Here is a 23,124-nt window from a genome sequence, read left to right as displayed (position 1 = left end):
TTTATTTAATATAAGTAAGCCAATGGGCAAATTTTTCATTGCGTCCATAAACAACATCAAAAAATGCACTTTGAAGCTTGTGTGTCATTTCACCGCGTCTGCCATTACCGATAATGCGCGCATCTAGCTCACAAATAGGCGTAACTTCTGCCGCAGTTCCAGTGAAAAATGCCTCATCAGCAATATAAACTTCATCGCGCGTAATATTGCGCTTTTCTACTTTGATTCCTAAGTCTTTGGCAATATGTATCATAGAATCTTGTGTAATAGATTCTAATGCGCTATCATTTGGAGGTGTAATTAAAGTCCCATTACGCACAATAAAAAAGCATTCTCCGCTACCCTCTGCAACCATTCCATTATCATCTAACAACAAAGCTTCTTCATACCCGCATTCAATCGCTTCAAATTTTGCCATTTGTGAATTTAGATAGTTTCCACAAGCCTTTGCTTTACCAAAAAGTGATTTTGTAGAATTTCTAACAATAGATGCAGTTTTTACGCGGATTCCTTTTTCTAAACCTTCATCACCTAGATATGCTCCCCATTCCCAAGCGGCAATAGCTGCTCTAACAGGAGCGTTTTTATGATACACTCCCATTACTCCATAGCCCAAATAAATTAAAGGACGCAAATAAACATTGCTATTAAAAGTATTGTCTTTTAAAACTTCAATTTGTGCATTTTCAAGCTCTTCTTGAGTATAAGGAACATTAATCGCAACAATTTTGGCAGAATTTAAAAGTCTCCTAGTATGTTCTTTAAGACGAAAAATCACCATACCTTTATCAGTTTTATAAGCTCTAGTGCCTTCAATTACACCATTTCCATAATGCAAAGTGTGGGTTAGAATATGAACATTTGCTTCTTTCCAAGGAACCAATTTCCCATCCATCCAAATTGATTTTGCTTCATTCATAATAAATCTCCAATTTTAACACTTAAAAGTCTGTAATTATATGGTCGGAGTAGCGGGATTTGAACCCACGACCTCACCCACCCCAAGGGTGTGCGCTAGCCAGACTGCGCTATACTCCGAGTAGCATTCCTAAAAACAGAAGTGTTATTATATATAAAAAAAGATTAAAAGAAAATACTGAAAAAGATTTATATTTATGGTTTTTTTACAAAAAAATCAAATCTCAAAATACAAAAAATTCTACTTTTTTAGAATTATCCCAAAGATTAAATTTCAAGAGAATTTTAAGCAATTACTTTTTTGGTGTTATTAAACTTAAAATTCCCAATTTTGTGCTTTTTGCAAAATTTCTTTTGCGCCCCTTTTTAAAAAAGATTCTGCCAACTCTACTCCGATATATTCACAATCTTTAAGGCTAGAAACTTCACTCTCTACATTTTCACGCAATATCTCACTTCCATCTGGCAAGCCTAGAATCGCACGCACTCTTAAACTACCATTTTCAAACTGCGCATTAACCCCAATAGGCACTTGACAACCCCCATTTAAAGCACGCACAAAAGCTCTTTCACAACATGTCTCATGCACTGCATTCTTATCATTTAAAAATTCTAAAATCTGCACACACGCACTATCTTTTCTACACTCAATCCCTAGTGCTGCTTGTCCCATTGCTGGAATCATAAATTCTAAAGGAGTAATATGGGGGATTCCTTCAAGTTTTAAGCGATTTACTCCAGCTTGCGCTAAAATAATTGCATCAAATTCACCATTTTCAAGACGTTGCAAGCGCGTTTGGACATTTCCACGCAAACTTTGACAATCCAAATCATTCCTTAAAGCATTAATCTGCATCACCCGTCTTAGCGAAGTTGTGCCAACCTTAGCCCCCTTTGGTAGGGATTCTAAATTTTCATATTTAAAACTCAAAAAACTATCCCGCACATCTTCGCGTTTTGTAATTGCTGCTAATCCAAGTCCTTCGATAAAATCTACAGGAACATCTTTTAGACTATGCACTGCTAAATCAATACTTCCATCTAAAAGCAACATTTCAAGCTCTTTTGTGAAAAGCCCTTTGCCGCCAATCTTTGCCAAAGGAACATCAAGAATCTTATCACCTTTTGTTTTTACAATCTGTAACTCCACCTGCATTTGCGGATAATGCGATTCCAATAAATTTTTAATATGATTTGCTTGCCAAAGTGCTAACACACTTCCACGTGTGCCTATGGTTAGCTTTTGCATGATTTTTCATCCTTTTCTATGATTTCTACATCAATAATATCTGTTGAATCCTGCGTATTTTTAGGATTTTGTGTAGAGTTAGATTGCACAAAAGGTTTTACAAACATAAAGCCCACTGCGCTAAATTGCATTAAGATTCCAATAATATCTGTGAGTGCGCCGGGCAAAATCAACAAAATTGCTCCTAGAATTCTAAAAATATTTGACCCAACAAAAGCCTCATAGCTTAACTGCCTATCTCTAAGGCGTATTAAAGCGTCATTTACAAACAAACGAAAATTTACCAAAATAAAGAATCCCAAAAGTGCTGTGATAATAATCTCTAGCACAAAGCCCAAAACACCTATAAAATCAATGACTTCATAGCTTACAAGCACTTCTAAAAAAAGATATAAAAAACCTAAAATTAATGGCATGTGCTAACTATCTCCTTAAGCTGCATAATAAGCTGTGTAAAATCTGCAACTTTCAAAGATTCCTTTTTTAAATCCTTGCGATACACAAGCTCAATTTCTCCATTTTCAAGCCCTTTTCCAACAACGATTCCAAAAGGGAATCCAATAAGCTCAAAATCAGCAATCTTTACTCCATAACGTTCTATTCTATCATCAAGTAAGCATTCAATCCCTTTTGCATTTAATGCTGCGTAAATCTTCTCTCCCATCTCTAATTGCGCAGAATCTTTAATATTTGATACCATAATATCTACACAAAATGGCGTTGTTGCTTGCGTCCAAATCATTCCTTTTTCATCATGGTGTTGTTCAATAATTGCAGAAAGCAATCTTGAGATTCCAATTCCATAACAGCCCATAATAAAAGGTTGCGCTTTTCCATTCTCATCTAAAAATGTTGCTTCCATTGCGCTAGAATATTTTGTCCCTAATTGAAAAATATGCCCCGCTTCAATCCCTTTGGTAAAATATAATTTTCCACCTTTACTTTCTCCACATACAGGACACAAATCCCCTGCTTGCACTTCTACTAAATCTTTGTATTCTAACCCCTCAAACGCGCCTAAATCCACCCCGACAAAATGATAATCTAGCTCATTTGCTCCACAAATTAAATTTTTTTCATCTTTTAATTCAGAATCAAAATAAATATAAGGGCTATTTGTAAGATTGCGCAATGCAAAAGGACCAATAAAACCGGGAATCAAACCTGCCTCTTTAATCTCGTCTTCACTAGCATCAACAAGTTCATTCGCCCCCAAGACCACATTAAGTGCTTTTGTTTCGTTAAGATTATCACTCCCGCGCAAGAAAAAATACACAAGCGCGCTCTTCCCCTCATCAAAAAGTGCTTTTTTTACCACTGCCTTTAGCGTCCAAAATGGAGTAATCTTAAAAAACTCCGCTAAAGCTTCTATGCTTTTAATATTTGGTGTGTGAAACTTCGCGAATTCTGCTTGCGGAGCTTCAGTTTGAGAGATAATCTTAACACGCGTTGCTGCCTCCAAATTTGCTCCATAACTGCAAGAATCACACACGCAAAGTGTATCTTCCCCACTATTCGCTAACACCATAAATTCTTTACTTCCACTCCCACCAATTGCCCCACTATCAGCAAAAACAGCACGAAAATCAAGTCCTAATCGTGTAAAGATTCTACTATAAGTTTGCTCCATCACATCAAATTCACGCTTTAAATCTTCAAAGCTCGCATGAAAACTATATCCATCTTTCATAATAAATTCACGCGCACGCATAAGCCCAAAACGCGGGCGTATTTCATCGCGGAATTTAAGATTGATTTGATAAAGATGCAAAGGAAGTTGTTTATAGCTTTTTACATTTGCTTTAACAAGCTCTGTAATAACTTCTTCATGCGTTGGTCCTAGCACAAAGGCATTATCTTTTCTATCATTAAAACGCAATAATTCTTTACCATAGCGTTCAAAACGTCCGCTTTTTTGCCAAAGTGAAGCAGGAGTTACAAAACCAAGCGCAACCTCATTTGCCCCAGCATTATCCATTTCTTCTTTAACAATATTTTTAATTTTATCAAGAACACGTTTTCCAAGTGGTAAAAAGTTATAGATTCCACTTCCAATTTGCTGAATAAATCCACCGCGTATTAAATATTCATGACTTTTTAAGACAACATCTTTTGGAGCTTCTTTAAATGTTGGGATAAATAACTTTGAAAATCGCATAGTTTTCCTTAAGATTGGGGTATGGCTTTATCTTGCGCATATTCACATTTGTAAGATTCTAACATCTTATCTTCAAACTCTTCACCAAACAAAAAACGCAGACTTTCTACTACGCTATCACCTTTTGGCGTATTAGAAACAGACCTTAGATTAACCGTTAAATGGTGCAAAAATGTGTTAAAGGCATTGTGCAAAGTTTTTTCGATATTCTTTTCATAATCTTTTGGCAAATAACCTTTTGCGATTCCTTTTTGTAGCTCTTTTAATGCGGAATCTTTAGCTAAAGCGCGGATTGTTTTGATTAATGGCTCAACATTTAATGTTTGTAGCCAATTAAAAAATTCTTGCGTAGAACGCCCTACAATTCCATAAGCAATTTTAGCCTGCTCCTCTCTTAATGCTAAGTTTTTGCGCACAATATCTTCCAAATCATCTACTGCAAAAATTTGCACATTAGGTTGTGTGTTTGTAATATCATGCGCAATATCGCGCGGCATTGCCAAATCAAACCAAAAACGCTTCCATTCTCTTTCCACTACCATATCCGCTGTAATAATTGTATGCGGGGCACCTGTAGCACTAAAGAGAAGTGGAATCGCATTAATATATTCTCCCATATCTTTGAAGCTTTCTACTCTAATTTTCGCATCAGGATTTCCTTCCAGCACACTTTTGCAAACATTTTCTGCATTTTGAAAATCACGATTCATCAAAATTACTGCACAATTTGCATTAACTAAATGCTTCGCACAAATCGCACTCATCTCTCCAGCACCAATCACCAAAGCCTCTTTTCCTGATAAACTTCCTAAAACTTCCTTTGCTTTTGCAACAGCTGTGCTTGCCACAGAAACGGAATTTTGAGAAATGCTTGTCGAGTTTCTAACGCTTGCCGCACAGCGAAATGCAAAATGGATTGCGCGCGATAAATACAACCCACAACAACCAAGCTCATAAGAAAATTTAAACGCATTTTTAAGCTGTCCAGCAATTTGCGTTTCTCCTACAACCAAACTATCTAATGAACTTGCAACACTAAATAAATGGTGAATCGCACTGACATTTTCATAGCTATCGGCACGCTCTTTTAAGTCTTCTAAAGTTATTTTTGAAAAATTACTCAATTTATCCAATAAAAACTCTTCAGCTTTTTGAATATTTTGCACATTTAAAATAAATTCTATGCGGTTACAAGTAGATAAAATTACCGCTTCTGCAATAAATTTATTATCGACTAAATCCTTTAAAAATTCCTTTGTTTTAGGGTCTTTTATGTCCAAACTTAGCTTTTCACGTGTAGAAATATTAGTGTTTTTGTGAGAATAACTTAAAATATAATAATCCATACTTCCTTCCGCCTAAAAATCACGATCTATCATCGCGTGCATAATTTCAATGAGTTTATCACAAGATTGATTAGCAATTGCTTCAACACCAACTTTTCCAAAATGTCGCGCAAGCCCTATACTCTTTGTAATCGCACCACTTGTATGTAATTGCTCTAAAACCCATTCTTGCTCCTTTGCTTCCAAATCTCTTTTAAAAGCCTTGCGCAAACGTATTTTTCCTGCATCATCTAAGAGATGATACAAATACAAATACGGCAGCGTTGTTTTGCCTTCTTTAAAATCGCTTAAAGCAGGTTTTCCTAAATCTTTAGAATCTGCAACAATATCTAAGACGTCATCAATAATTTGAAATGCCACACCAAGACTACGTCCATAAATTTGGAATCGCTCTGCATCTTTTTCATTTTTTCCTGCCAAAAATGCTGCTGCATAGGCAGTTGCTTCTATCAAAGCTGCAGTTTTGTGTTCTATCATTGTTAGATATTTTGCCTCATCATCATTAAATTCTTTTGAAAGCTCAACATCTTCCATTTCTCCAATCGCAAGAGTAGTAACAGCATTTGCAATAATACGCGGAATCAATGGATAAGTCTTTTGAAAAGTCGTAAGCTCCCCAAATGCTTTAGAATACAACACATCGCCTAGCATAATTGCATTTTTATCACCAAATAATGCGTTAATTGATGGTTTATTACGCCTTGTTGTTGCATTATCAATCACATCATCGTGCAATAAACTCGCACTTTGTATCATCTCCACAATCGCACACAAACACACAGACTCTTCACTTTCTGCTGCAATGTTTAAGGCAAGTTTAGAACGCAGCATTTTGCCACTTTGGAGATTTGCGCTAAGCTCTAAAACCAAAGGTGATTGTAGCTCTTCTAAAAATTCCTGCACCTTTGCTTCAATACGCGTTAAAGCCACCATTTGGAACTTTCCTTTCATCAATAATATTAAAATCTCGACTGCCTTCATAAATATAAAATTTTAATGTTGCAATCTTTTTTGTGCGGTGATAATCTTTAAAACACAGCATAAAAAATGGCTCTCTTGTATAATAACGTTGGTCTGCTTTAAGCAGCGGAATCTCATAACAAGTGCGTTGATAATCTTGATAAAGAATGAATTGGTGCGGAAAAGAATCGTAGTTTAAATGCACAACCAAACCTTCATTTTTTAACAATGTCCAACGAAAAAATAGTGTCTTTTGTGCATCATTTGCTTGCAAAGTCAAAACATAAAATTCATCTTTTTCAAGCTCTACAAAACGTTCTGCTTTCCATTCTGGAGGGGCAAAAAGTGGTGAAACTCCAAGAATTAAACCAACAAAAATACCCAAAAACAATCTAAAAAAATACATACTATTCGTTTTGCGTCAAAATATCTTGCATAGAAAGAATCGCTAAATCCTGTGTTTTATGATGAATCTCCTCCGAACTCTCCTCGCTATTTTGCAAATATGTTAATTCTTCTTCCCACATTTCTCCTAAGCGTTTCTCTAGCAAAACTTCCATTGCCGCTTGTCTTTCTAACATACGTGTTAGCTCTTTTGTCGCAAGCCCACGTGAAGCATGAAAAATAATATCTATCCACTTATCTTGTGGCAAACCTTCTAAAATATGGTCCATTGTTATTCCTTTAAAGTGATTTTAACCGTGTTAATACTGCATTTTGGTGCGCATCAAGCCCTTCTGTATGCGCTAAGATTCCACATTCTTTACCAATTTGCGTAATTCCTTGTTTTGAAAAAGAAATAATAGAACTCTTTTTCATAAAATGCTCTGTTGATAAGGGAGAGAAAAACTTCGCACTTCCACCTGTTGGCAAAGTATGATTTGGTCCTGCAATATAATCTCCAATAGGTTCAGGTGTATTTTCTCCAATAAAAATTGCTCCTGCGTGTTTGATTTTTGGCAAAATCTCCAAAGGATTCTTCACTAAGACTTCCAAATGTTCTGGAGCAATTTGGTTCATTAATTCCAAAGCTTGTTCTAAATCTCTTGCAACAATAATTGCGCCACGCTCATTGATAGATTTTGAAGCAATGTCTTTACGCGGCAATGTTTCTAAAAGCTCATCAATGCGTTTTGCAACTGCTGTTGCAAATTCTGCATTTGTGGTTATTAAAATCGCACTTGCCATCTCATCATGTTCTGCTTGTGAGAGTAAATCCCATGCAACAAAATCTATATTACCTGCCCCTTCATGTAAGATTCCAATCTCGCTAGGTCCTGCAATCATATCAATATTAACTTCGCCAAAAACAAGTTTTTTAGCTGTTGCGACATAAATATTTCCCGGTCCTGTAATCACATCTACTTTTGCGATTTTATTTTTTCCGCTAACTCCATACGCAAGTGCTCCAATTGCGCTTGCGCCACCAATCTTATATGCTTCTTTGATTCCACAAAGATACATTGCAGCAAGCAACAACGCATTAGGTTTATTTTCTGGGGTTGGCGTGCAAACTACAATCTCTTTAACACCTGCAACAAGTGCTGGAATCGTATTCATCAAAAGCGAGCTAGGATAAGCAGCTTTGCCACCGGGAATATACAATCCTGCTCTATCCACAGGTGTTACTTTTTGTCCTAAGATATTGCCATTTTCTTCAAAATCTAGCCAAGTTTTTGGTTTTTGTTTAGCATGGAACGCATAAATACGCTCATAAGCAAGCTGTAAGGATTCTTTTAAAGTGGAATCTAAATCTTTGTATGCATGCTCCATTTGATTTTGCATGATTTTCAAATCTGAAAAACTTTTGGGATTCCAACAATCAAACTGCGCAACTTGAGAAATTATTGCTTCTTCTCCTTGCGTCTTAATTGCATTTAATAATTCTTTAACGCGTCCTTCTACATTAGAAATATCCATTGCGCCACGTATTAAAAGTGTATTAAATTTTTCTACAAAATCACTCTCGCTACTTTTTAATATGGAAATCATTTTCTATCCTTTTCAATAGGGCTTGTATTTTAGCGATTTAATGTTTAATTTAATTTTATAAACACTACTTTATGATTTATCGAATTGATGAAATTCTGCTATACTTTTTGCTTTAGTTTTGTAAATAAAAGAGAAATAATGAAAATCTATGATAGCCACAAAAAAGAAAAAGTGCAATTTGAGTCCATAATCCCTAATGAAGCGCGTATTTATGTATGCGGACCAACTGTGTATGATGATTCTCACTTAGGACACGCAAGAAGTGCAATTGTATTTGATTTATTACGCAGGGTATTGCGTGAGAATGGCTATAAAGTTACTTTTGTCAAAAACTTTACAGATATTGATGATAAAATTATTAACAAAGCAATGCAAAATAACTGCTCTATTGAAGAAATTACACAAACTTACACCCAAAGATATTTAAATGAAATGGAAGCTTTAGGCGTATTACGCGCAGATATTGAGCCAAAAGCAACAGAAAATTTAGAAAGCATGTGTGCAATGATTCAAATTCTTCTTGATAAAGGAATTGCATATCAAACACCTAATGGCGATATTTATTTATCTGTGAATAAAGACAAAGAATACGGAAGTCTAAGTGGCAGAATTGCGGAGTTAGAATCCCAAAGTCGTGTGCAAAATAGCGAACAAAAGCACGATAACAAGGATTTTGCTCTATGGAAAAGCTATAAAGGAATCGGTGATATTGGCTATGATTCTCCCTTTGGTAAAGGGCGTCCGGGTTGGCATATTGAGTGTAGTGCGATGATAAAGGCACATTTAGCCTTGCAAGGAGAATATGCGATTGATATTCACGGAGGTGGAGCGGATTTACTCTTTCCCCACCATGAAAATGAAGCCTCACAAACACGTTGTGCCGATGGACAACATCTTGCAAAATATTGGATGCACAATGGCTTTGTAACCATTAATGGAGAAAAAATGGCAAAATCGCTAGGCAATAGCTTTTTTATCAAAGATGCTCTTTTAAATTATGATGGAGAAATTTTGCGATTCTATCTTTTAAGCACACATTATCGAGCTGGATTAAACTTTGCAGAAGAAGATTTGCTTGCGTCTAAAAAAAGGTTAGACCGCCTTTATCGCTTAAAAAAACGCCTTGTATCTCTCAAAAGTAAAGATTCCACAAATGCGCAAGATACATTTCAAAAAGAATTTTTAGAAGCTTTGAGTGATGATTTAAACATTTCAAAAGCTCTAAGTGTGTTAGATGACTTTATTACAACAGCAAACGAACAATTAGATTCCAAACAAAATGACAAGATTTCATTAATGAAAGAAAATCTTAATTTTGTCTCTAAAATTTTAGGCATAGGAGCAAAAGATTGTTTTAAATATTTTCAGCTTGGCATTAGTGAAGCATTTAAAGCTGAGATTGAAGATTTAATAAACAAGCGTGCAGAATTTAAAAAAGCAAAAGACTTCCAAAATGCCGATAAAATCCGCGAAGAATTGCGCCAAAAAGGTATTGAAATAATGGATACACCTGAAGGTTGTATTTGGGAGAAAATTTAAGGAAAAAAAGTGGCTTTAGAACATCTTGATTTAATTGGACTATTTGTAATTGCCTTTTTGGGAGGGTTTGGACATTGTATTGGAATGTGCGGAGGAATTGTTTTAGCTTATAGCGGAAAGCTAACAAATAATACAATCACAAGCAGAGAAAAACTTATTGCTTATCACACATTATATAATCTTGGACGCATAACAACTTATGTTATTTTAGGGGCGATTGTTGGCGCACTTGGAAGCATGTTTAGTATTAATGCAACACTGCGTGGCTCTCTCTTTGTCTTTGCAGGAATCGCTATGATTTTAGCAGGACTTTCCTTGCTTGGCAAAATCACCTTTCTAACAAAACTAGAACACTCTATGCAAGCCTCTAAATGGTATCAAACAAAATTCCAAAATACTCTTAGCTTAAAAACTCCTTTTAGCCTTTATTTATTAGGGCTTTTAAATGGTTTGTTACCCTGCGGATTTGTGTATGCTTTTCTTTTTAGCGCAGCTGGGTTTGCTAATATCCTAACAGCAATGCTTATTATGCTAGTTTTTGGAATCGGAACTTTACCATCACTTTTTTTGCTTGGATTGCTGACAAATACAATGTTTAGCAAGCCGAGTTTTAGAAAAATTCTAATGAATCTCTCTGCTATTGCTATTATGATATTTGGAGGACTAATGGTGCAAAAAGGGATTAAATTTCTACAAAATCCACAAATGGGTAATAAAATACATATGAAAATTGATGCAACTAATGCAAATGGTAACAATCAACACATGAAAAACCACGAAACAGCGCAAAGCAATAAGGAATCGCAAATGGACACTAAAGAAGAATCCCATTAATTTTTTATTATGTTTTATGCTTTTAGGATAGTTTTTTTAAATTTATAAATAAAAAGTCTATTATTTAAGCCAAAATTACTTATTATTACGCTTTATGCAAGTTTAGTTTTGGAGTTGTTATGAATCTTTTTAGGCTCATCCGCCCACTTTTTCCGACCATTATTGTTGGTATTGAAATTGATAATAAAACTTGTAATGTTGTGGCGCATTTCTATAAAGGAGGCAAACTCATCTCTAGCCAAAACAAAGAATTCCGCACAAATCCGGGTGAATTACCAATTCAAGCTGTGCGCTATATCCAAAAAATTCATGCCAAAAATCCCTTTACTTATACTTCTGTGCTTTCTTACTCTATTATTCAAGGAGTCTTAAACACAGACAAAGAGGAAGAGTTTAAAAACTTCGGTGTAAATTGTGCAGAAGTTGCTTATAAACGATTTGATAATAATTGGTCTGTTTTTGTCTCTAATGAAGGAATCGCGGAAACCAAAAAACGCTTTTTAAGATTAGGAGCGGATTTTGTAATTTCTCCTTTTTTAGTGCTTTATCATCTTGCTAAAGATACTTTTCAAGACACTTGTAAGCTTTATGTGCTTTTCCAACGCTCTAACATCACAATGCTTGTAACAAAGAAAAATTGTGGCGCACTTTTTGGTGGGTATTACATCCTTGAAAGCGAAATTGACGCAGAATTGACCGTGGTTAGAAATTCTTTAAGCGAAGATGAAGATGATATTCAACAAACAGATATTGAAAAAGACTTACAAGATGAGCTAAGCGGCATTGAAGAAGTTGATTTAAGCAATGATGCAAATGATGATGAACTCATAGAAGTCTTAAAGGGTAATGATACAGATGCTCCAAAATCAGACGAAGATCAAGAAAATCGTGAAGATTTGAACGATTTTTCGCGTGTCAATACTGCTGCAAAATTTATACAATCAGCACTTAATGAATTTTATAGCAACGCACTTTATGATAGTGAGTTTGTTAGTGAAATCGTTATTTTTAACCCCCACGATATTAAACAAGAAACACTACAACAAATCCAACAAATTACAATGCTTGAAGTCAATATTTTTAGTTGCGATATTGCAAAAGAATTAGCTAATTTAGGTTATGATTCTTATCAGTCTTTTAAAGCAAAGGGGCAAGTATGAATTACAGCTTCACACAACCGGGTAAAAAGACATTCTTTAAAAAAGTTTCACGCATTTGGTGGGGCTATATTTTTTTAACACTCTTTGTCTTTGCTGGATTTGTTGCAATTCTAAAAGTGCAGGGATATTTTATGCAAAAAAATACACAACTTGCCTCTCAAATGCAAAGAACTCTTTTAGAAGAGATTAAAGAACTCCAAGAACATTTAATTGTTGAGCAAGAAAAAGTGCAATTCATAGAATATGTTTCGCATCAAAATATATTACTAAAAGAGAGTATAGAGAATCTCTTTGATTTAATTCCGGAGCAAATCACGCTTAATAAAATTCAAATGGAACAATACCAACTTACACTCTATGGAACAACACCTTCTAAGCAAATTTATACTTTTTTACTAGAAGTGCCTTTGCGTTCTATATTTCACCAAAGTCGCGCAGATTTTTATATGCTACCAAATGGTTGGTATAACTTTGTATCTGTAAGTAAGCTTGAGGATATAGAACAATGAAAACATTTTTTGCACAAATTGACTGGATTCGCAATACCTTTTTCTTTATTTTTTATTTCTTTTTAGTAGCTGGAATCTTTTTGGGAGTGATTCAACCTGCCCTTGATACATTTCGTCAAACCAATGCAAAATATCGCAAAGAACTCTATGTGCAAAAGCAAATAGAAGCACAACACAGCGCAGAACTCAAAAAACTTCAAGACTATCAAGCTCAAAATGCACAATCTTTAGGGTATTTCAAACATAGAATTACGCAAAACGAAGTTGAAGAAAAACTAAGAATTATCTTTGAAAATTCCGGAGTTGTTACTGATGGAAGCCCAGTGCAAGAAGGAAAATATTTTAAACAACGTTACATTATTAGTGGAAAACTAGAAAATATTACTAAATTAAAAGACGCGTTAATTCTCACAAAAACTCTTCCTGGAATCACTCGCTTTAACTTTCCTATTCATATAGAAAGAGAAGATGACAATATTGTATTTTCTTTCCGACTTGATACATATTTCAACTAAGAAATAACGCAATTTCATCTCCTAAGAAATAATCTTTTGCATACACTCTATTATCTTTTTGATAAAGAACCTTTTCTCCTAAAAGTAATGCTAAATTTTTTGGATTTGGAATCTTATTAACCTCCACCCCCACGCAAGAACGGAATCCCAAAAATAAATGTTCTAATTCCTTATCTTTTGTTGTTAAAACTTCTTTTTGTTCGCTAAACTTTTCTAAAAATCTTTCAATGCTATTTGGCATACTCGTGCGCACATCATTGATACAACCAACAGCCCCAGCCCCGATTCCAATATAATCTCCGCCTTTCCAATAGTGTAAATTATGCGCAGAAATTCTCCCATAATTACTCACTTCATAATGCAAAAATTTCTCCAAATGCGCCGCGACAAAATGTCCTATGCTTAAAAATCCACCAAACTCGCCTTCAAAATACTTTTGAGATTCCATATACACTTGCTCTTTTTCTTTATAAAAACGACTACCGGGCTCAAAACTTAAATGATAAGCTGAGAGATGCGTAAGAGGCAAGTCTAATACAATTTTTAGCTCTTTTTCCAAAAGAGATTCCGTGCATAAAGGCGTGCCATAGATTAAATCAATACTAAGATTATTAATCCCTGCTTTTTGTATTGCATCAATAGCAATCCATGTATTTTTATTATTATGCTCTCTCTCCAAAAAAGCAAGTTTTTGAGAGTCAAAACTCTGCACACCAAGACTTAAGCGATTCACGCCTAAACTTCGCATATCATACAACCAATCAAAACTTAGATGATTAGGATTTGCTTCTATTGTAATTTCTGCATTTTCTTCTAAAAAAGGCAAAAATCTATCAAATACATCATTATACAAATGCGATTCTACAACGCTCGGCGTCCCCCCGCCAATATATACAGAAATAATTTTAATCAAGTTGTTTTCTTGCAAACTTTTAAGTTTATCCTCTAAATATTCACTAATCTTTTGCATATAAATAGATTTTAAATGGTTTTTATCTGTTTTGGAGTTAAAAGCACAATATCCACATTTACTATCGCAAAATGGAATATGCAAATACAAACCAACTTCTAAAATTTCATTATCCATTTTTGATTTGTTTGACTTCATTAAGGCGTTGGTTTAAATTTTCAAACCAAAGTTTATATTGTTCTAATTGCTCTTTTTCTTTTTCATTAGGTTGATTTAATATCAAAAGCCCGCGATAGCTTCTGTTAAACTCTTCTACCATCCATTCTAAGCGCAAAAACTCTTCTGGGCTCAAACTTCCATCTTTTAAGATATTAAACGCGTCTTGTTGATTCTCTTTTGATTGTTTTAAAAAATTTTGAATATTTAAACGTTGTTTTGCTTGATTTGCAACTGCAAATGCCAAACGATTATAAGGATCTTCCTCGAGAGCTTGTATAGCAAGCGCATGCGCTTCTTGAAAATTCCCTTTTTCTAGTTCTTTTTCTGCATCTCTACCTAATTGATAAGAGGTTGAAAAATACACGATTCCAACTAAAACACAGATAAGAGCAATACTAATACCTAAAAATCGCATACATCTTCTTCCATTTTTTCTTTCAGATAAGCCTTTGCTTCCTCTAATTCCATAGATTCTAACATAAATGGTTCTTTTATTACACACACTACCTTGCTAAAAGGTTTTGGAATCTTAAGTTTATCCCAACTTTTGAGCTCCCAAGCATTGCTAAAAAAAGTTCTAAGAACCACCACAGGAACATTCGTTTTCTGTGCTAAAAATACCACACCATCTGCAATACTATGATAAGGACCACGCGGACCATCAGGAGTAATTGCAACATACTCATTATTTTCTATTTTTTTAACAGCATGATACAAAACACGGGTTCCACCTTTTGAACTAGAACCCCTTAATACATTAATACCAAAATAGCTTATAACATTACTGCTAATTTCGCCATCAAAATGCTTACTGGTGAATACCCAAACTTTTTTTTTGCTTGCATACTTCTCAAACAAAAATGGCTGCAAAAGTAACTCTCCATGCCAAAAAGAAACAACAAAAGGTTCATTATTGCTAAATTTTTCCAATACTTTTTGAGATACTCTAAATTCAAAACGCACAAATACTACAAGAAGACGGATAATCCCCACAAGAAAAATGGGCAGAATCTTTGCTAAAATTTTATATTTTATCTCTCTAAATTTCTTTTGTTTTACCACATTAACCTACGCTAACTTACCTATTAATTGTGCGCCCTTAACTTCTGTAATTCTCACATCACATAAAGACCCCACAAAGCTTTCTTTATCCTTTATACGCACAAGCTTATTTGTATCACTGCGCCCCTCTAGAAATAAATTTTGCATATCAAAACTTTCAATTAACACCTGATGAATTTTTCCAATCTGTTTTGCGTTATCTTCTGCTAAAATCTCTTTATGTCTATCTTTTAGGCGATTTAAACGCTCTTTTGCAATCTCTTCATCCACCAAATGCACTTTATCTTCTTCTAGCCAATAATGCGCTTCAGTATGCGGACGACTTGAATAAATGAAACTATACACTGTATCAAAACGCACTTTTTCTAAAACATCTAAAGTCTCTAAAAAATCCTCTTCGCTTTCTGTGGGAAAACCAACAATAATATCCGTCCCAATGCTAAGTTGTGGAATCAAAGAGCGCATTTTCTCAACACGATTTAAAAACCACTCTTTGCTATACCCACGTTTCATTTTTTTCAGAATCTCACTAGAACCACTCTGTAATGGCATATGGATTGCTTTACAAATCTTTGGATTCTTTGCAAATTCCAAAATAAAATCATCATCCATATGTAAAGGGTGCGGCGAAGTAAAACGGATTCTCTCCAACCCATCAATCTGTGAAATCTCATGCAACAATTGTGTGAAATTTATTGCTCTATGCGGGCTTGAAAAACGCCTACCATAATTATTAACATTTTGCCCAAGTAATAAAATCTCTTTTGTTCCACTATCTACAAAGCGTTTTGCTTCTTGCAAAATCAAATCTGCTGGGATTGAAATCTCATTTCCCCGCGTATGCGGCACAATGCAATAGGTGCATTTTTTATCACAACCAATAGAAATATTAATCATTCCTTTTAATGCAGAGTGATGATTTTGGCTAAAAACATAAGTGCTATCATCATAATCAATATCCACCCAAGCCACGCGTTTTTGGTGGATAATTTGTGAAATCTTAGAAACATTACGCGCACCTAAGACAAAATCCACCGACTTAGAACGTTTTAGAATCTCATCACCTAAATGGCTTGCCGTGCAGCCACAAACACCAATTTTTGCATCTTGTTTTTTAACCTTTGCATATTGACCAATTTCTGAAAAAAGTTTTTTCTCTGGTTTTTCACGCACTGAACAAGTGTTAATTAATATTAAATCTGCTTCTTTTGGATTATTTGTTAATGCGTAGGATTCTTTTTCTTCAAGCTCTGCAATAATGTGCGCACTATCGCGTTCATTCATCGCACAACCAAGAGTTTCAATGTAAAGTTTTTTTGACATACTTATAGCACGTGAATCTCATACATATAATCGCCTTCATCTAATCCGTAGCGAACTTCTCTAAAATATGCACGCTTTCCTTTTTTCTCGAAATATTCTAATAAAGCTTGCATATCTTTATGGGAATTTTCTTTATCACAATAAAAAATGTCAGATTTCTTTTCTTCTAGCATCTCTTCTAACTTTTTAACTGTTATTTTTGCTGGTTTTTCATTAATATGTGTGCGTGCTAATTTAATATCCATTTTTTACCCTTAACTTTTTTAGAAAAATGGATTATTATATAGATTTTTTACTTAAAAAATAATTTTAGTTTGCCTAAAATTACAATTTTTAAGATTCTTTGCTTTAAAGAATCTTAAAGAAAATTTAAATTAAAATGCGCAATTTATTAAAACTCTTCAATCTGCAAGTTTTTTAAGGATATATTTTGGAAAAAATACTAGATATTATAGAAGGAATCGCTTATGAAAAAGGGCTTCCTATCGAAAGTGTTACAGAAGCAGTTAAAGATGCGGTGATTAAAATTGCAAAAGAAAGCTTGGATTCTGAAATCAACTACGATGTCGAAATCGACAAAAAAAACAAAACTTTACATTTATACCAAGTCATCAGTGTTTGCGAGGATTCCAATACATCAGATTTAAAAAACTCTATTCCTTTAAGTGAAGCCAAAAAACACGATAAAGAAATCAAAATTGGCGATGAATTACGTTATGAATTAAGCTTAGAAGATATGAGCAGAAGTGCTGTAAATGCTCTCTTTAGGGAGCTAGAATTTAAAATTCAACGTTTGATTGAAACACAGCTTTTTGACAAATACAAATCTCAAGTTGGAAAAATTGTTAGCGGAAATGTTGTACGCACAGACCATTTAGGAAATACTTATATTGAAATTGATGAAATCCGTGCGATTTTACCCAAAAAGAATCGCATCAAAGGAGAAGAGTTTAACGTTGGGCAAATTGTTGGGGCTGTTTTAAAGCATGTCGGAATTGATCGCCAAAATGGTATTATGATTGAGCTAAGCCGCACAACCCCAAAAATGCTCGAAGAGTTACTAAAATTAGAAGTTCCTGAAATTAAAGATGGCGATGTTGAAATTGTAAATTCTGCTAGAATCCCCGGAGAAAGAGCAAAAGTTGCCTTAAAAACTACATCAGCAAAGATTGACCCTGTGGGAGCAACTGTTGGGGTTAAGGGAGTTAGAATTAACGCTGTTTCAAAAGAATTAAAAAATGAAAGTATTGATTGTGTAGAATTTTCTACTCAACCTGAAATTTATATTGCACGCGCTTTATCTCCTGCGCTTGTTATTAGTGTTGTTATTGAAGAAAAAAAAGCAATCGTTAGCATCACTAGCGAACAAAAACCAAAAGCAATTGGAAAAAGTGGAATCAACATTCGTCTAGCCTCAATGCTAACCGGTTATGAAATTGAGCTAAAAGAGATTGATAACTCAATACAACAAAACACAGATGACACAACACAAGAAATACAAAAAAATAATATTGATATTTTATCCTCCCTCTTTAAAGAATAATCAAGCGTATAATTTACCACTTTTTAAAGGTTTTTAAGATAGAATCGTAAGTCTTTTAGTTGTTTAATATTTGGAATAGGATTTTGGAGTTTATATGATTGGCTTTATGCAAAAACACAAAAAATACTTGATGGTGATTATTTGGATTAGTTCCTTTGCATTTTTGGGAGCTGGATTTGTAGGTTGGGGAACTTATAGCTTCTCTAAAACAAGCAATGCTGTTGCTGTTGTTGGCGATAGACAAATTACTATTGATAGACTTCAAAGAGAATACGCAAGACTCTATAATGTCTATAATCAACTTTTTAATGGCACTTTAGATGATGAACAAGCAAAAAAACTAGGAATTGAAGAGCAAGCACTCAATACATTAATTTCACGCGCCTTAATGCTAAATTACGCATATGATGTTGGTTTGCGCGTTAGCCACGAAGAAATCATTCATACACTCACTACAATGGATACTTTTCAAAATAACGGAAAATTTGATGAAACAATTTATAAACGCTTATTAGCAGACAATCAAATGCGCCCAAAAGACTTTGAAGAGGAGCTAAGTGAAGGCATTTTACTCCAAAAGCTTGATGCTCTTTTAGAGATTCCACTTACTCCATTAGAAATCCAAACAATCGGCGAAGCAGTCTTTAGCGAAGACCATCTTAAAATTCAAATTTTAGATCAAGCTTCAATTACTTTTACTCCTTCTGATGAAGACATCAAAAAATACTGGGAAGAAAACAAAGATATTTACCAAACAGAGCGTGGATACGAGATTTTAAAAGTTTCTATCTCTCCAAATTCTATTCCATTTGATGATGATACACTAAAAAAACATTATGAAGATTTCAAAAACCAATTTCTAGACGAAAATGGACAATTGTTACCTTTTGAAAAAGCAAAAGATAAAATTATTACACACTATCAATCCTCTCAAGCAGAAAAGGAATCTCTAAAAGAATATATTTCTTTGCGTAAAGGTGAAAATAAAAAAGCGGAATCTTTGATGATTTATGAAGGAGATTCCAATTACGAAACAGATTTTTTAAATCTTCTTAGTCAAGCAAAAGAACAAGAAACTCTAAAACCTATCAACACAAAAGAAGGGTTTGTTACAGTTAAAATCCAAAAGATTATCCAAAGCCAACCAAAAAATTATGAAGCTGCTAAAAAAGATGCCACAGAAGATTTCACAACTTTTAGAAAAACTCAACTCTTAGAAGAAAAGGCGGTTGCTCTACTTACAGATTTTAAAGGTTTAGATATTGGTTATGTTTCGCGTGATAATAAGAACGCTTTATCAGGATTAAATGCGCAAGAAAGTCAAGATTTTATTGCACAACTTTTTAACAAAAGCGAAGCAAAAGGTTTTATTTTATTAAAAGATAAAGCAATTTTATATGAAATCCTTGACCAAAAATTAAAAAATTCTGATATAATCACGCAAAATTTAGACTTCTTAAAACGCAATGGGATACAAGTGAAGTCTAGACTTGTCGAAATTGCATTTATGGAACATTTATTAAATATTTATAAAGTTGTTAAGAAAATTTAGGGCGCAATGAGAAATGGAAGATAACTATACTGGGAGTAAGGATTTGGAACAAACCATCTTAGGAATTGATATTGGTTCTACAAAGATTTGTGCAATTATTGCAAATTACAAGGATGGGATTCCACATATCATTGGAACAGGATTCCGTAAATCACTAGGACTCAAAAAAGGCTCTATTACAAATATCGAACAAGCAAGTCGCGCGATTAAAGACGCACTTAATGATGCAAGACGTGTCGCTGGAACAAATATCAATAAAGCTGCAATCTCTATCTCTGGAGCTTATACCAAAAGCACAGATAGCTCTGGAATCGTCAATATTCCAAATAATGAAATTGGAATCAAAGAAATTAACCGCGTTATCCAAACTGCACTTTATAATGCTTCAATCCCTAGCGAATATGAAGTGATTCACATTTTACCCTATAACTTTAAACTTGACGATCAAGACTTTATTGATGATCCTATGGGAATGAGTGGAAGCAGACTAGAAGTCTCTGTGCGTATTATTGCTGCACAAAAGTCAAGTTTAGGCAATCTTAAAAAAGCAATCAAAAGTGCTGGCGTTGAGATTGAAAATATTGTGCTAGCTTCCTATGCGTCTTCTATTGCCGTGTTAAGCGAAGATGAAAAAAATCTAGGAGTTGCTTGTATTGATATGGGGGGAAGCACTTGCGAACTTATGGTTCATGTGGGAAATTCTCTGCGTTATAATGATTTTTTAGGCGTTGGCTCAAACCATATCACAAACGATTTAGCAATGGCTCTGCATACACCACAAAGTGTTGCTGAACAAGTCAAAGTCAAATATGGTGGCTTTCCAAAAACTTTAGAAGATACAGAGAATCTCATTGAGATTCCAAGTATTGGTGGAGAAGAAAGCGGAAAACATCAAGTTGCACTAGCTACAGTGCATAATGTCGTCTATGCGCGCGTAGAAGAAACATTAATGATTCTAGCAAAATCCCTAGAACGTAGCGGATTAAAAGAGCAGCTAGGAAGCGGGGTTGTGCTAACAGGAGGTATGGTGCATCTTGAAGGTATCAGAGACTTAGCGGCAGCACTTTTTAATATGCCTGTGCGTCTTGCAAAACCTGCGGAAGTTGATGGATTATTTACAGATTTGAAAGGACCAGAATGTTCTACTGGAATCGGATTAATCCTTTATGCCTCTGGAAAATATACAAATTATGAAATTGATTCAGAAAAAAGAATCCGCTATCGCAATGAAGAGTTAGAGGATGAAACTTTAAATTTTCACAAAAATATTCCTTTGATAAATTCTTTGCAAGATAAACCACAAAATATTACTAGCCCTGTAAATAGCGTTCCAAAAAGTGCTGCGGATATCAAGCAGGATTTAAGCAATATTACAGAAATTAAGAAAATTCCTACACAAAATGGCACTTTTTTTAGCCGAATATGGAATAAAATGACACAAATGTTTTAGAGATAAACTTTAGAAGGAGCCAAGATAATGTTAAATATTCAAGAAGCAAATCTAAGTGCGGGAGCAAAGATTAAGGTTATTGGTGTTGGTGGTGGTGGTAGCAATATGATTGACCATTTGATTAACACTGGCACCTATGAAGGAATTGAATTAGCTGTTGCAAATACAGATGCACAAGCAATCAATAGCTCGAATGCACCAATTAAAATCCAACTTGGTGCAAAACTCACAAAGGGGCTTGGCGCGGGAATGCGCCCACAAGTTGGAAAAGATGCGGCATTAGAAAGCTATGAAGAATTAAAACAATTTTTAGAAAATACTGATATTGTTTTTATCTCTGCTGGACTTGGTGGAGGGACAGGCACGGGAGCAGCACCCGTGATTGCCAAAGCAGCAAAAGAAGTAGGGGCATTAACAGTTTCTATAGTAACAAAGCCTTTTCGTTGGGAGGGAAGACAACGTGCAAAACTCGCAGAAGAAGGCTATTGTGAATTAAAAGCAGAAAGTGATTCTATCGTTGTAATCCCCAATGAAAAGCTCCTCTCCATTGTAGATAAAAATCTTGGATTTAAAGATAGCTTTAGAATCGTTGATGATGTGCTTGTGCGTGCAGTAAATGGAATGAGTGGTGTTATTTTGTCCCATAGCGCAGGAGATATTAATGTAGATTTTGCTGATGTTAAAACTGTAATGTATCACAAAGGTATGGCTCTTATGGGTATTGGGGAATCTAGCGGTGCAGACGCCGCAAGAGAAGCTATTAAAATCGCAATTGAATCTCCATTGCTTGATAATATGTCTATTAATGGCGCAAAAGGTGTATTAGCGCATTTTTATTTCAATTCTGATTATCCATTGGCTGAAATCTCTAATGCAATGGAGATTATAGAAAGCAATATGGACCCAGAAGCAGAAGTTATTTTTGGAACAACAACAGATGAAAATATAGAAAGAGATAAAGTAAGGGTTACAATTGTTGCCACAGGATTTGAACGAGAAGTTTCTCAACCTACATCTAATACTCCAGAAATAAACAAAGAAGATAGCTCCACACTAAAACTTGTAAATCCAAAGGATATGAGCCAAAGAATCAATCAACAAGAAACTTTGTTGAACTCTACTAGAAAGAAAGTTAGCGGTGGAGAATTTACAAGTGATGAAGTCCTAGATATTCCTGCATTTTTGCGCCGTCAAATGGACTAATCGCATAAGCGCAAAGGCTTATGCGTGTAATGATTTCATATAAGAATTAATAGAGTTAATCCCTTCCTTTTTTGCCCATTCTAAAGACTTTGAAACAAACTCCCAATTAATATGGCTAAAGAATTTTTCCAAATATGCTGGGCGTGCGTTTCTATGGTCAATATAATAAGCATGTTCCCACACATCTACAACCAATAATGGAATCAAACCTTCTGTTACTGGAGTTTGCGCATTGCTTGTTTGCTTAATTTCTAGCTTACCATTGTTATACACAAGCCAACACCAACCTGAACCAAACAAAGTTGTTGCTGCATTTAAAAATGTTTCTTTAAACTTATCAACACTTCCAAAATTAGCATTTAACGCTTCTTCAAGCTCTGCACTTCTTGCACTCGCATTTGGAGTAATACAATCCCAATAAAAATCGTGATTATACACTTGCGCAGCATTGTTAAAGATTCCACCTTGTGCTTTTGTTACAATTTCAAATAAACTTTTGCCTTCAAACTCACCTCCAGCTATAAGATTATTGAGATTATTGACATAAGTTTGATGATGTTTTCCATAGTGAAATTCACAAGTTTCCTTGCTGACAAATCCCGGAATCTCTGCAAATGGTAATGTGCGTAATTTAAACATAGTAATCCTTTTTAATTTTAATTCAAAACTTGAAAGTTTTGCA

24 protein-coding genes and 1 tRNA gene are annotated in these 23,124 nt (G+C 34.7%); 9 read left to right on the top strand and 16 right to left on the bottom strand.

The window, feature by feature from the left end; translation table 11 throughout:
* Position 1: 1 nt before the first annotated feature.
* The 10 genes from LS70_RS07430 to hisD all read right to left on the bottom strand — a co-directional run bounded on the left by LS70_RS07430 (position 2) and on the right by hisD (position 8,623).
* Positions 2-919: a branched-chain amino acid transaminase gene (locus tag LS70_RS07430; protein WP_034289541.1), complete on the bottom strand. Its 918-nt coding sequence runs from the start codon at positions 917-919 to the stop codon at positions 2-4.
* Positions 920-960: 41 nt separating this feature from the next.
* Positions 961-1,038 (bottom strand) — tRNA-Pro (locus LS70_RS07425).
* A 196-nt stretch (positions 1,039-1,234) separates the two neighbouring features.
* Complete coding sequence (gene hemC, locus LS70_RS07420) at positions 1,235-2,167, bottom strand: hydroxymethylbilane synthase (RefSeq protein WP_034289539.1); 933 nt, start codon at positions 2,165-2,167, stop codon at positions 1,235-1,237.
* Positions 2,155-2,583 carry an FxsA family protein gene (locus LS70_RS07415; RefSeq protein ID WP_034289536.1) on the bottom strand — a complete coding sequence of 143 codons (429 nt, stop codon included), beginning with the start codon at positions 2,581-2,583 and terminating at the stop codon, positions 2,155-2,157. Before LS70_RS07415 ends, hemC begins: the two co-directional genes overlap by 13 nt.
* Positions 2,574-4,325: a proline--tRNA ligase gene (locus tag LS70_RS07410; protein ID WP_034289533.1), complete on the bottom strand. Its 1,752-nt coding sequence runs from the start codon at positions 4,323-4,325 to the stop codon at positions 2,574-2,576. Before LS70_RS07410 ends, LS70_RS07415 begins: the two co-directional genes overlap by 10 nt.
* A gap of 8 nt (positions 4,326-4,333) precedes the next feature.
* Complete coding sequence (gene hemA / locus LS70_RS07405; RefSeq protein ID WP_034289530.1) at positions 4,334-5,671, bottom strand: glutamyl-tRNA reductase; 1,338 nt, start codon at positions 5,669-5,671, stop codon at positions 4,334-4,336.
* A gap of 12 nt (positions 5,672-5,683) precedes the next feature.
* On the bottom strand, positions 5,684-6,604 hold the full coding sequence (locus tag LS70_RS07400) for a polyprenyl synthetase family protein (RefSeq protein WP_034289527.1): 921 nt from the start codon (positions 6,602-6,604) through the stop codon (positions 5,684-5,686).
* Positions 6,582-7,037 (bottom strand): hypothetical protein, encoded by a 456-nt coding sequence (locus LS70_RS07395; protein ID WP_052083383.1) that lies wholly within the window; start codon positions 7,035-7,037, stop codon positions 6,582-6,584. Before LS70_RS07395 ends, LS70_RS07400 begins: the two co-directional genes overlap by 23 nt.
* Position 7,038: 1 nt before the next feature.
* Positions 7,039-7,305 (bottom strand): DUF2018 family protein, encoded by a 267-nt coding sequence (locus LS70_RS07390; RefSeq protein WP_034289523.1) that lies wholly within the window; start codon positions 7,303-7,305, stop codon positions 7,039-7,041.
* A gap of 10 nt (positions 7,306-7,315) precedes the next feature.
* Complete coding sequence (gene hisD, locus LS70_RS07385; RefSeq protein ID WP_034289520.1) at positions 7,316-8,623, bottom strand: histidinol dehydrogenase; 1,308 nt, start codon at positions 8,621-8,623, stop codon at positions 7,316-7,318.
* A gap of 138 nt (positions 8,624-8,761) precedes the next feature.
* Between hisD and cysS the strand changes: the two genes are divergently transcribed.
* The 5 genes from cysS to LS70_RS07360 all read left to right on the top strand — a co-directional run bounded on the left by cysS (position 8,762) and on the right by LS70_RS07360 (position 13,180).
* Positions 8,762-10,162, top strand: coding sequence for a cysteine--tRNA ligase (cysS, locus tag LS70_RS07380; protein ID WP_034289517.1), 1,401 nt, complete (start codon positions 8,762-8,764; stop codon positions 10,160-10,162).
* 9 nt (positions 10,163-10,171) lie between these two features.
* Positions 10,172-10,996, top strand: coding sequence for a sulfite exporter TauE/SafE family protein (locus LS70_RS07375; protein WP_052083381.1), 825 nt, complete (start codon positions 10,172-10,174; stop codon positions 10,994-10,996).
* A gap of 119 nt (positions 10,997-11,115) precedes the next feature.
* Positions 11,116-12,156, top strand: coding sequence for a hypothetical protein (locus LS70_RS07370; protein WP_034289514.1), 1,041 nt, complete (start codon positions 11,116-11,118; stop codon positions 12,154-12,156).
* Entirely contained in the window at positions 12,153-12,665 is a 513-nt protein-coding gene (locus LS70_RS07365; protein ID WP_034289511.1) for a hypothetical protein, read from the top strand. Before LS70_RS07370 ends, LS70_RS07365 begins: the two co-directional genes overlap by 4 nt.
* Entirely contained in the window at positions 12,662-13,180 is a 519-nt protein-coding gene (locus LS70_RS07360) for a hypothetical protein (RefSeq protein ID WP_034289508.1), read from the top strand. Before LS70_RS07365 ends, LS70_RS07360 begins: the two co-directional genes overlap by 4 nt.
* Here the strand turns inward: LS70_RS07360 and hemW are convergent.
* Genes hemW through LS70_RS07335 form a run of 5 tightly spaced genes read right to left on the bottom strand, consistent with a single transcriptional unit; the run spans position 13,173 to position 16,939 of the window.
* A complete protein-coding gene (gene hemW, locus LS70_RS07355; RefSeq protein WP_034289505.1) occupies positions 13,173-14,267 on the bottom strand; it encodes a radical SAM family heme chaperone HemW in 1,095 nt (364 codons plus the stop codon). The genes LS70_RS07360 and hemW overlap by 8 nt on opposite strands.
* Positions 14,260-14,724: a hypothetical protein gene (locus tag LS70_RS07350; protein WP_052083379.1), complete on the bottom strand. Its 465-nt coding sequence runs from the start codon at positions 14,722-14,724 to the stop codon at positions 14,260-14,262. Before LS70_RS07350 ends, hemW begins: the two co-directional genes overlap by 8 nt.
* Positions 14,712-15,371 (bottom strand): lysophospholipid acyltransferase family protein, encoded by a 660-nt coding sequence (locus tag LS70_RS07345; protein WP_034289502.1) that lies wholly within the window; start codon positions 15,369-15,371, stop codon positions 14,712-14,714. Before LS70_RS07345 ends, LS70_RS07350 begins: the two co-directional genes overlap by 13 nt.
* A gap of 6 nt (positions 15,372-15,377) precedes the next feature.
* Positions 15,378-16,694 carry a tRNA (N6-isopentenyl adenosine(37)-C2)-methylthiotransferase MiaB gene (gene miaB / locus LS70_RS07340; protein WP_081949762.1) on the bottom strand — a complete coding sequence of 439 codons (1,317 nt, stop codon included), beginning with the start codon at positions 16,692-16,694 and terminating at the stop codon, positions 15,378-15,380.
* Positions 16,695-16,696: 2 nt separating this feature from the next.
* A complete protein-coding gene (locus LS70_RS07335) occupies positions 16,697-16,939 on the bottom strand; it encodes an HP0268 family nuclease (RefSeq protein WP_034289499.1) in 243 nt (80 codons plus the stop codon).
* A gap of 185 nt (positions 16,940-17,124) precedes the next feature.
* Here LS70_RS07335 and nusA point away from each other — a divergent pair, with 185 nt between their 5' ends.
* The 4 genes from nusA to ftsZ all read left to right on the top strand — a co-directional run bounded on the left by nusA (position 17,125) and on the right by ftsZ (position 22,442).
* A complete protein-coding gene (gene nusA / locus LS70_RS07330) occupies positions 17,125-18,237 on the top strand; it encodes a transcription termination factor NusA (protein WP_034289496.1) in 1,113 nt (370 codons plus the stop codon).
* Positions 18,238-18,331: 94 nt separating this feature from the next.
* Positions 18,332-19,789 (top strand): peptidylprolyl isomerase, encoded by a 1,458-nt coding sequence (locus LS70_RS07325; RefSeq protein WP_034289493.1) that lies wholly within the window; start codon positions 18,332-18,334, stop codon positions 19,787-19,789.
* A gap of 43 nt (positions 19,790-19,832) precedes the next feature.
* A complete protein-coding gene (gene ftsA, locus LS70_RS07320; RefSeq protein ID WP_034289709.1) occupies positions 19,833-21,239 on the top strand; it encodes a cell division protein FtsA in 1,407 nt (468 codons plus the stop codon).
* Positions 21,240-21,266: 27 nt separating this feature from the next.
* Positions 21,267-22,442, top strand: coding sequence for a cell division protein FtsZ (ftsZ, locus tag LS70_RS07315; protein ID WP_034289489.1), 1,176 nt, complete (start codon positions 21,267-21,269; stop codon positions 22,440-22,442).
* 18 nt (positions 22,443-22,460) lie between these two features.
* On the opposite strand, the gene LS70_RS07310 is transcribed toward ftsZ, so the two are convergent.
* Complete coding sequence (locus LS70_RS07310) at positions 22,461-23,081, bottom strand: superoxide dismutase (RefSeq protein WP_034289486.1); 621 nt, start codon at positions 23,079-23,081, stop codon at positions 22,461-22,463.
* Positions 23,082-23,124: the final 43 nt, after the last annotated feature.

It is taken from the genome of Helicobacter sp. MIT 11-5569 (genome assembly GCF_000765695.2).
Lineage (GTDB): Bacteria > Campylobacterota > Campylobacteria > Campylobacterales > Helicobacteraceae > Helicobacter_D.
This window is presented reverse-complemented; position numbering and strand designations above follow the sequence as displayed.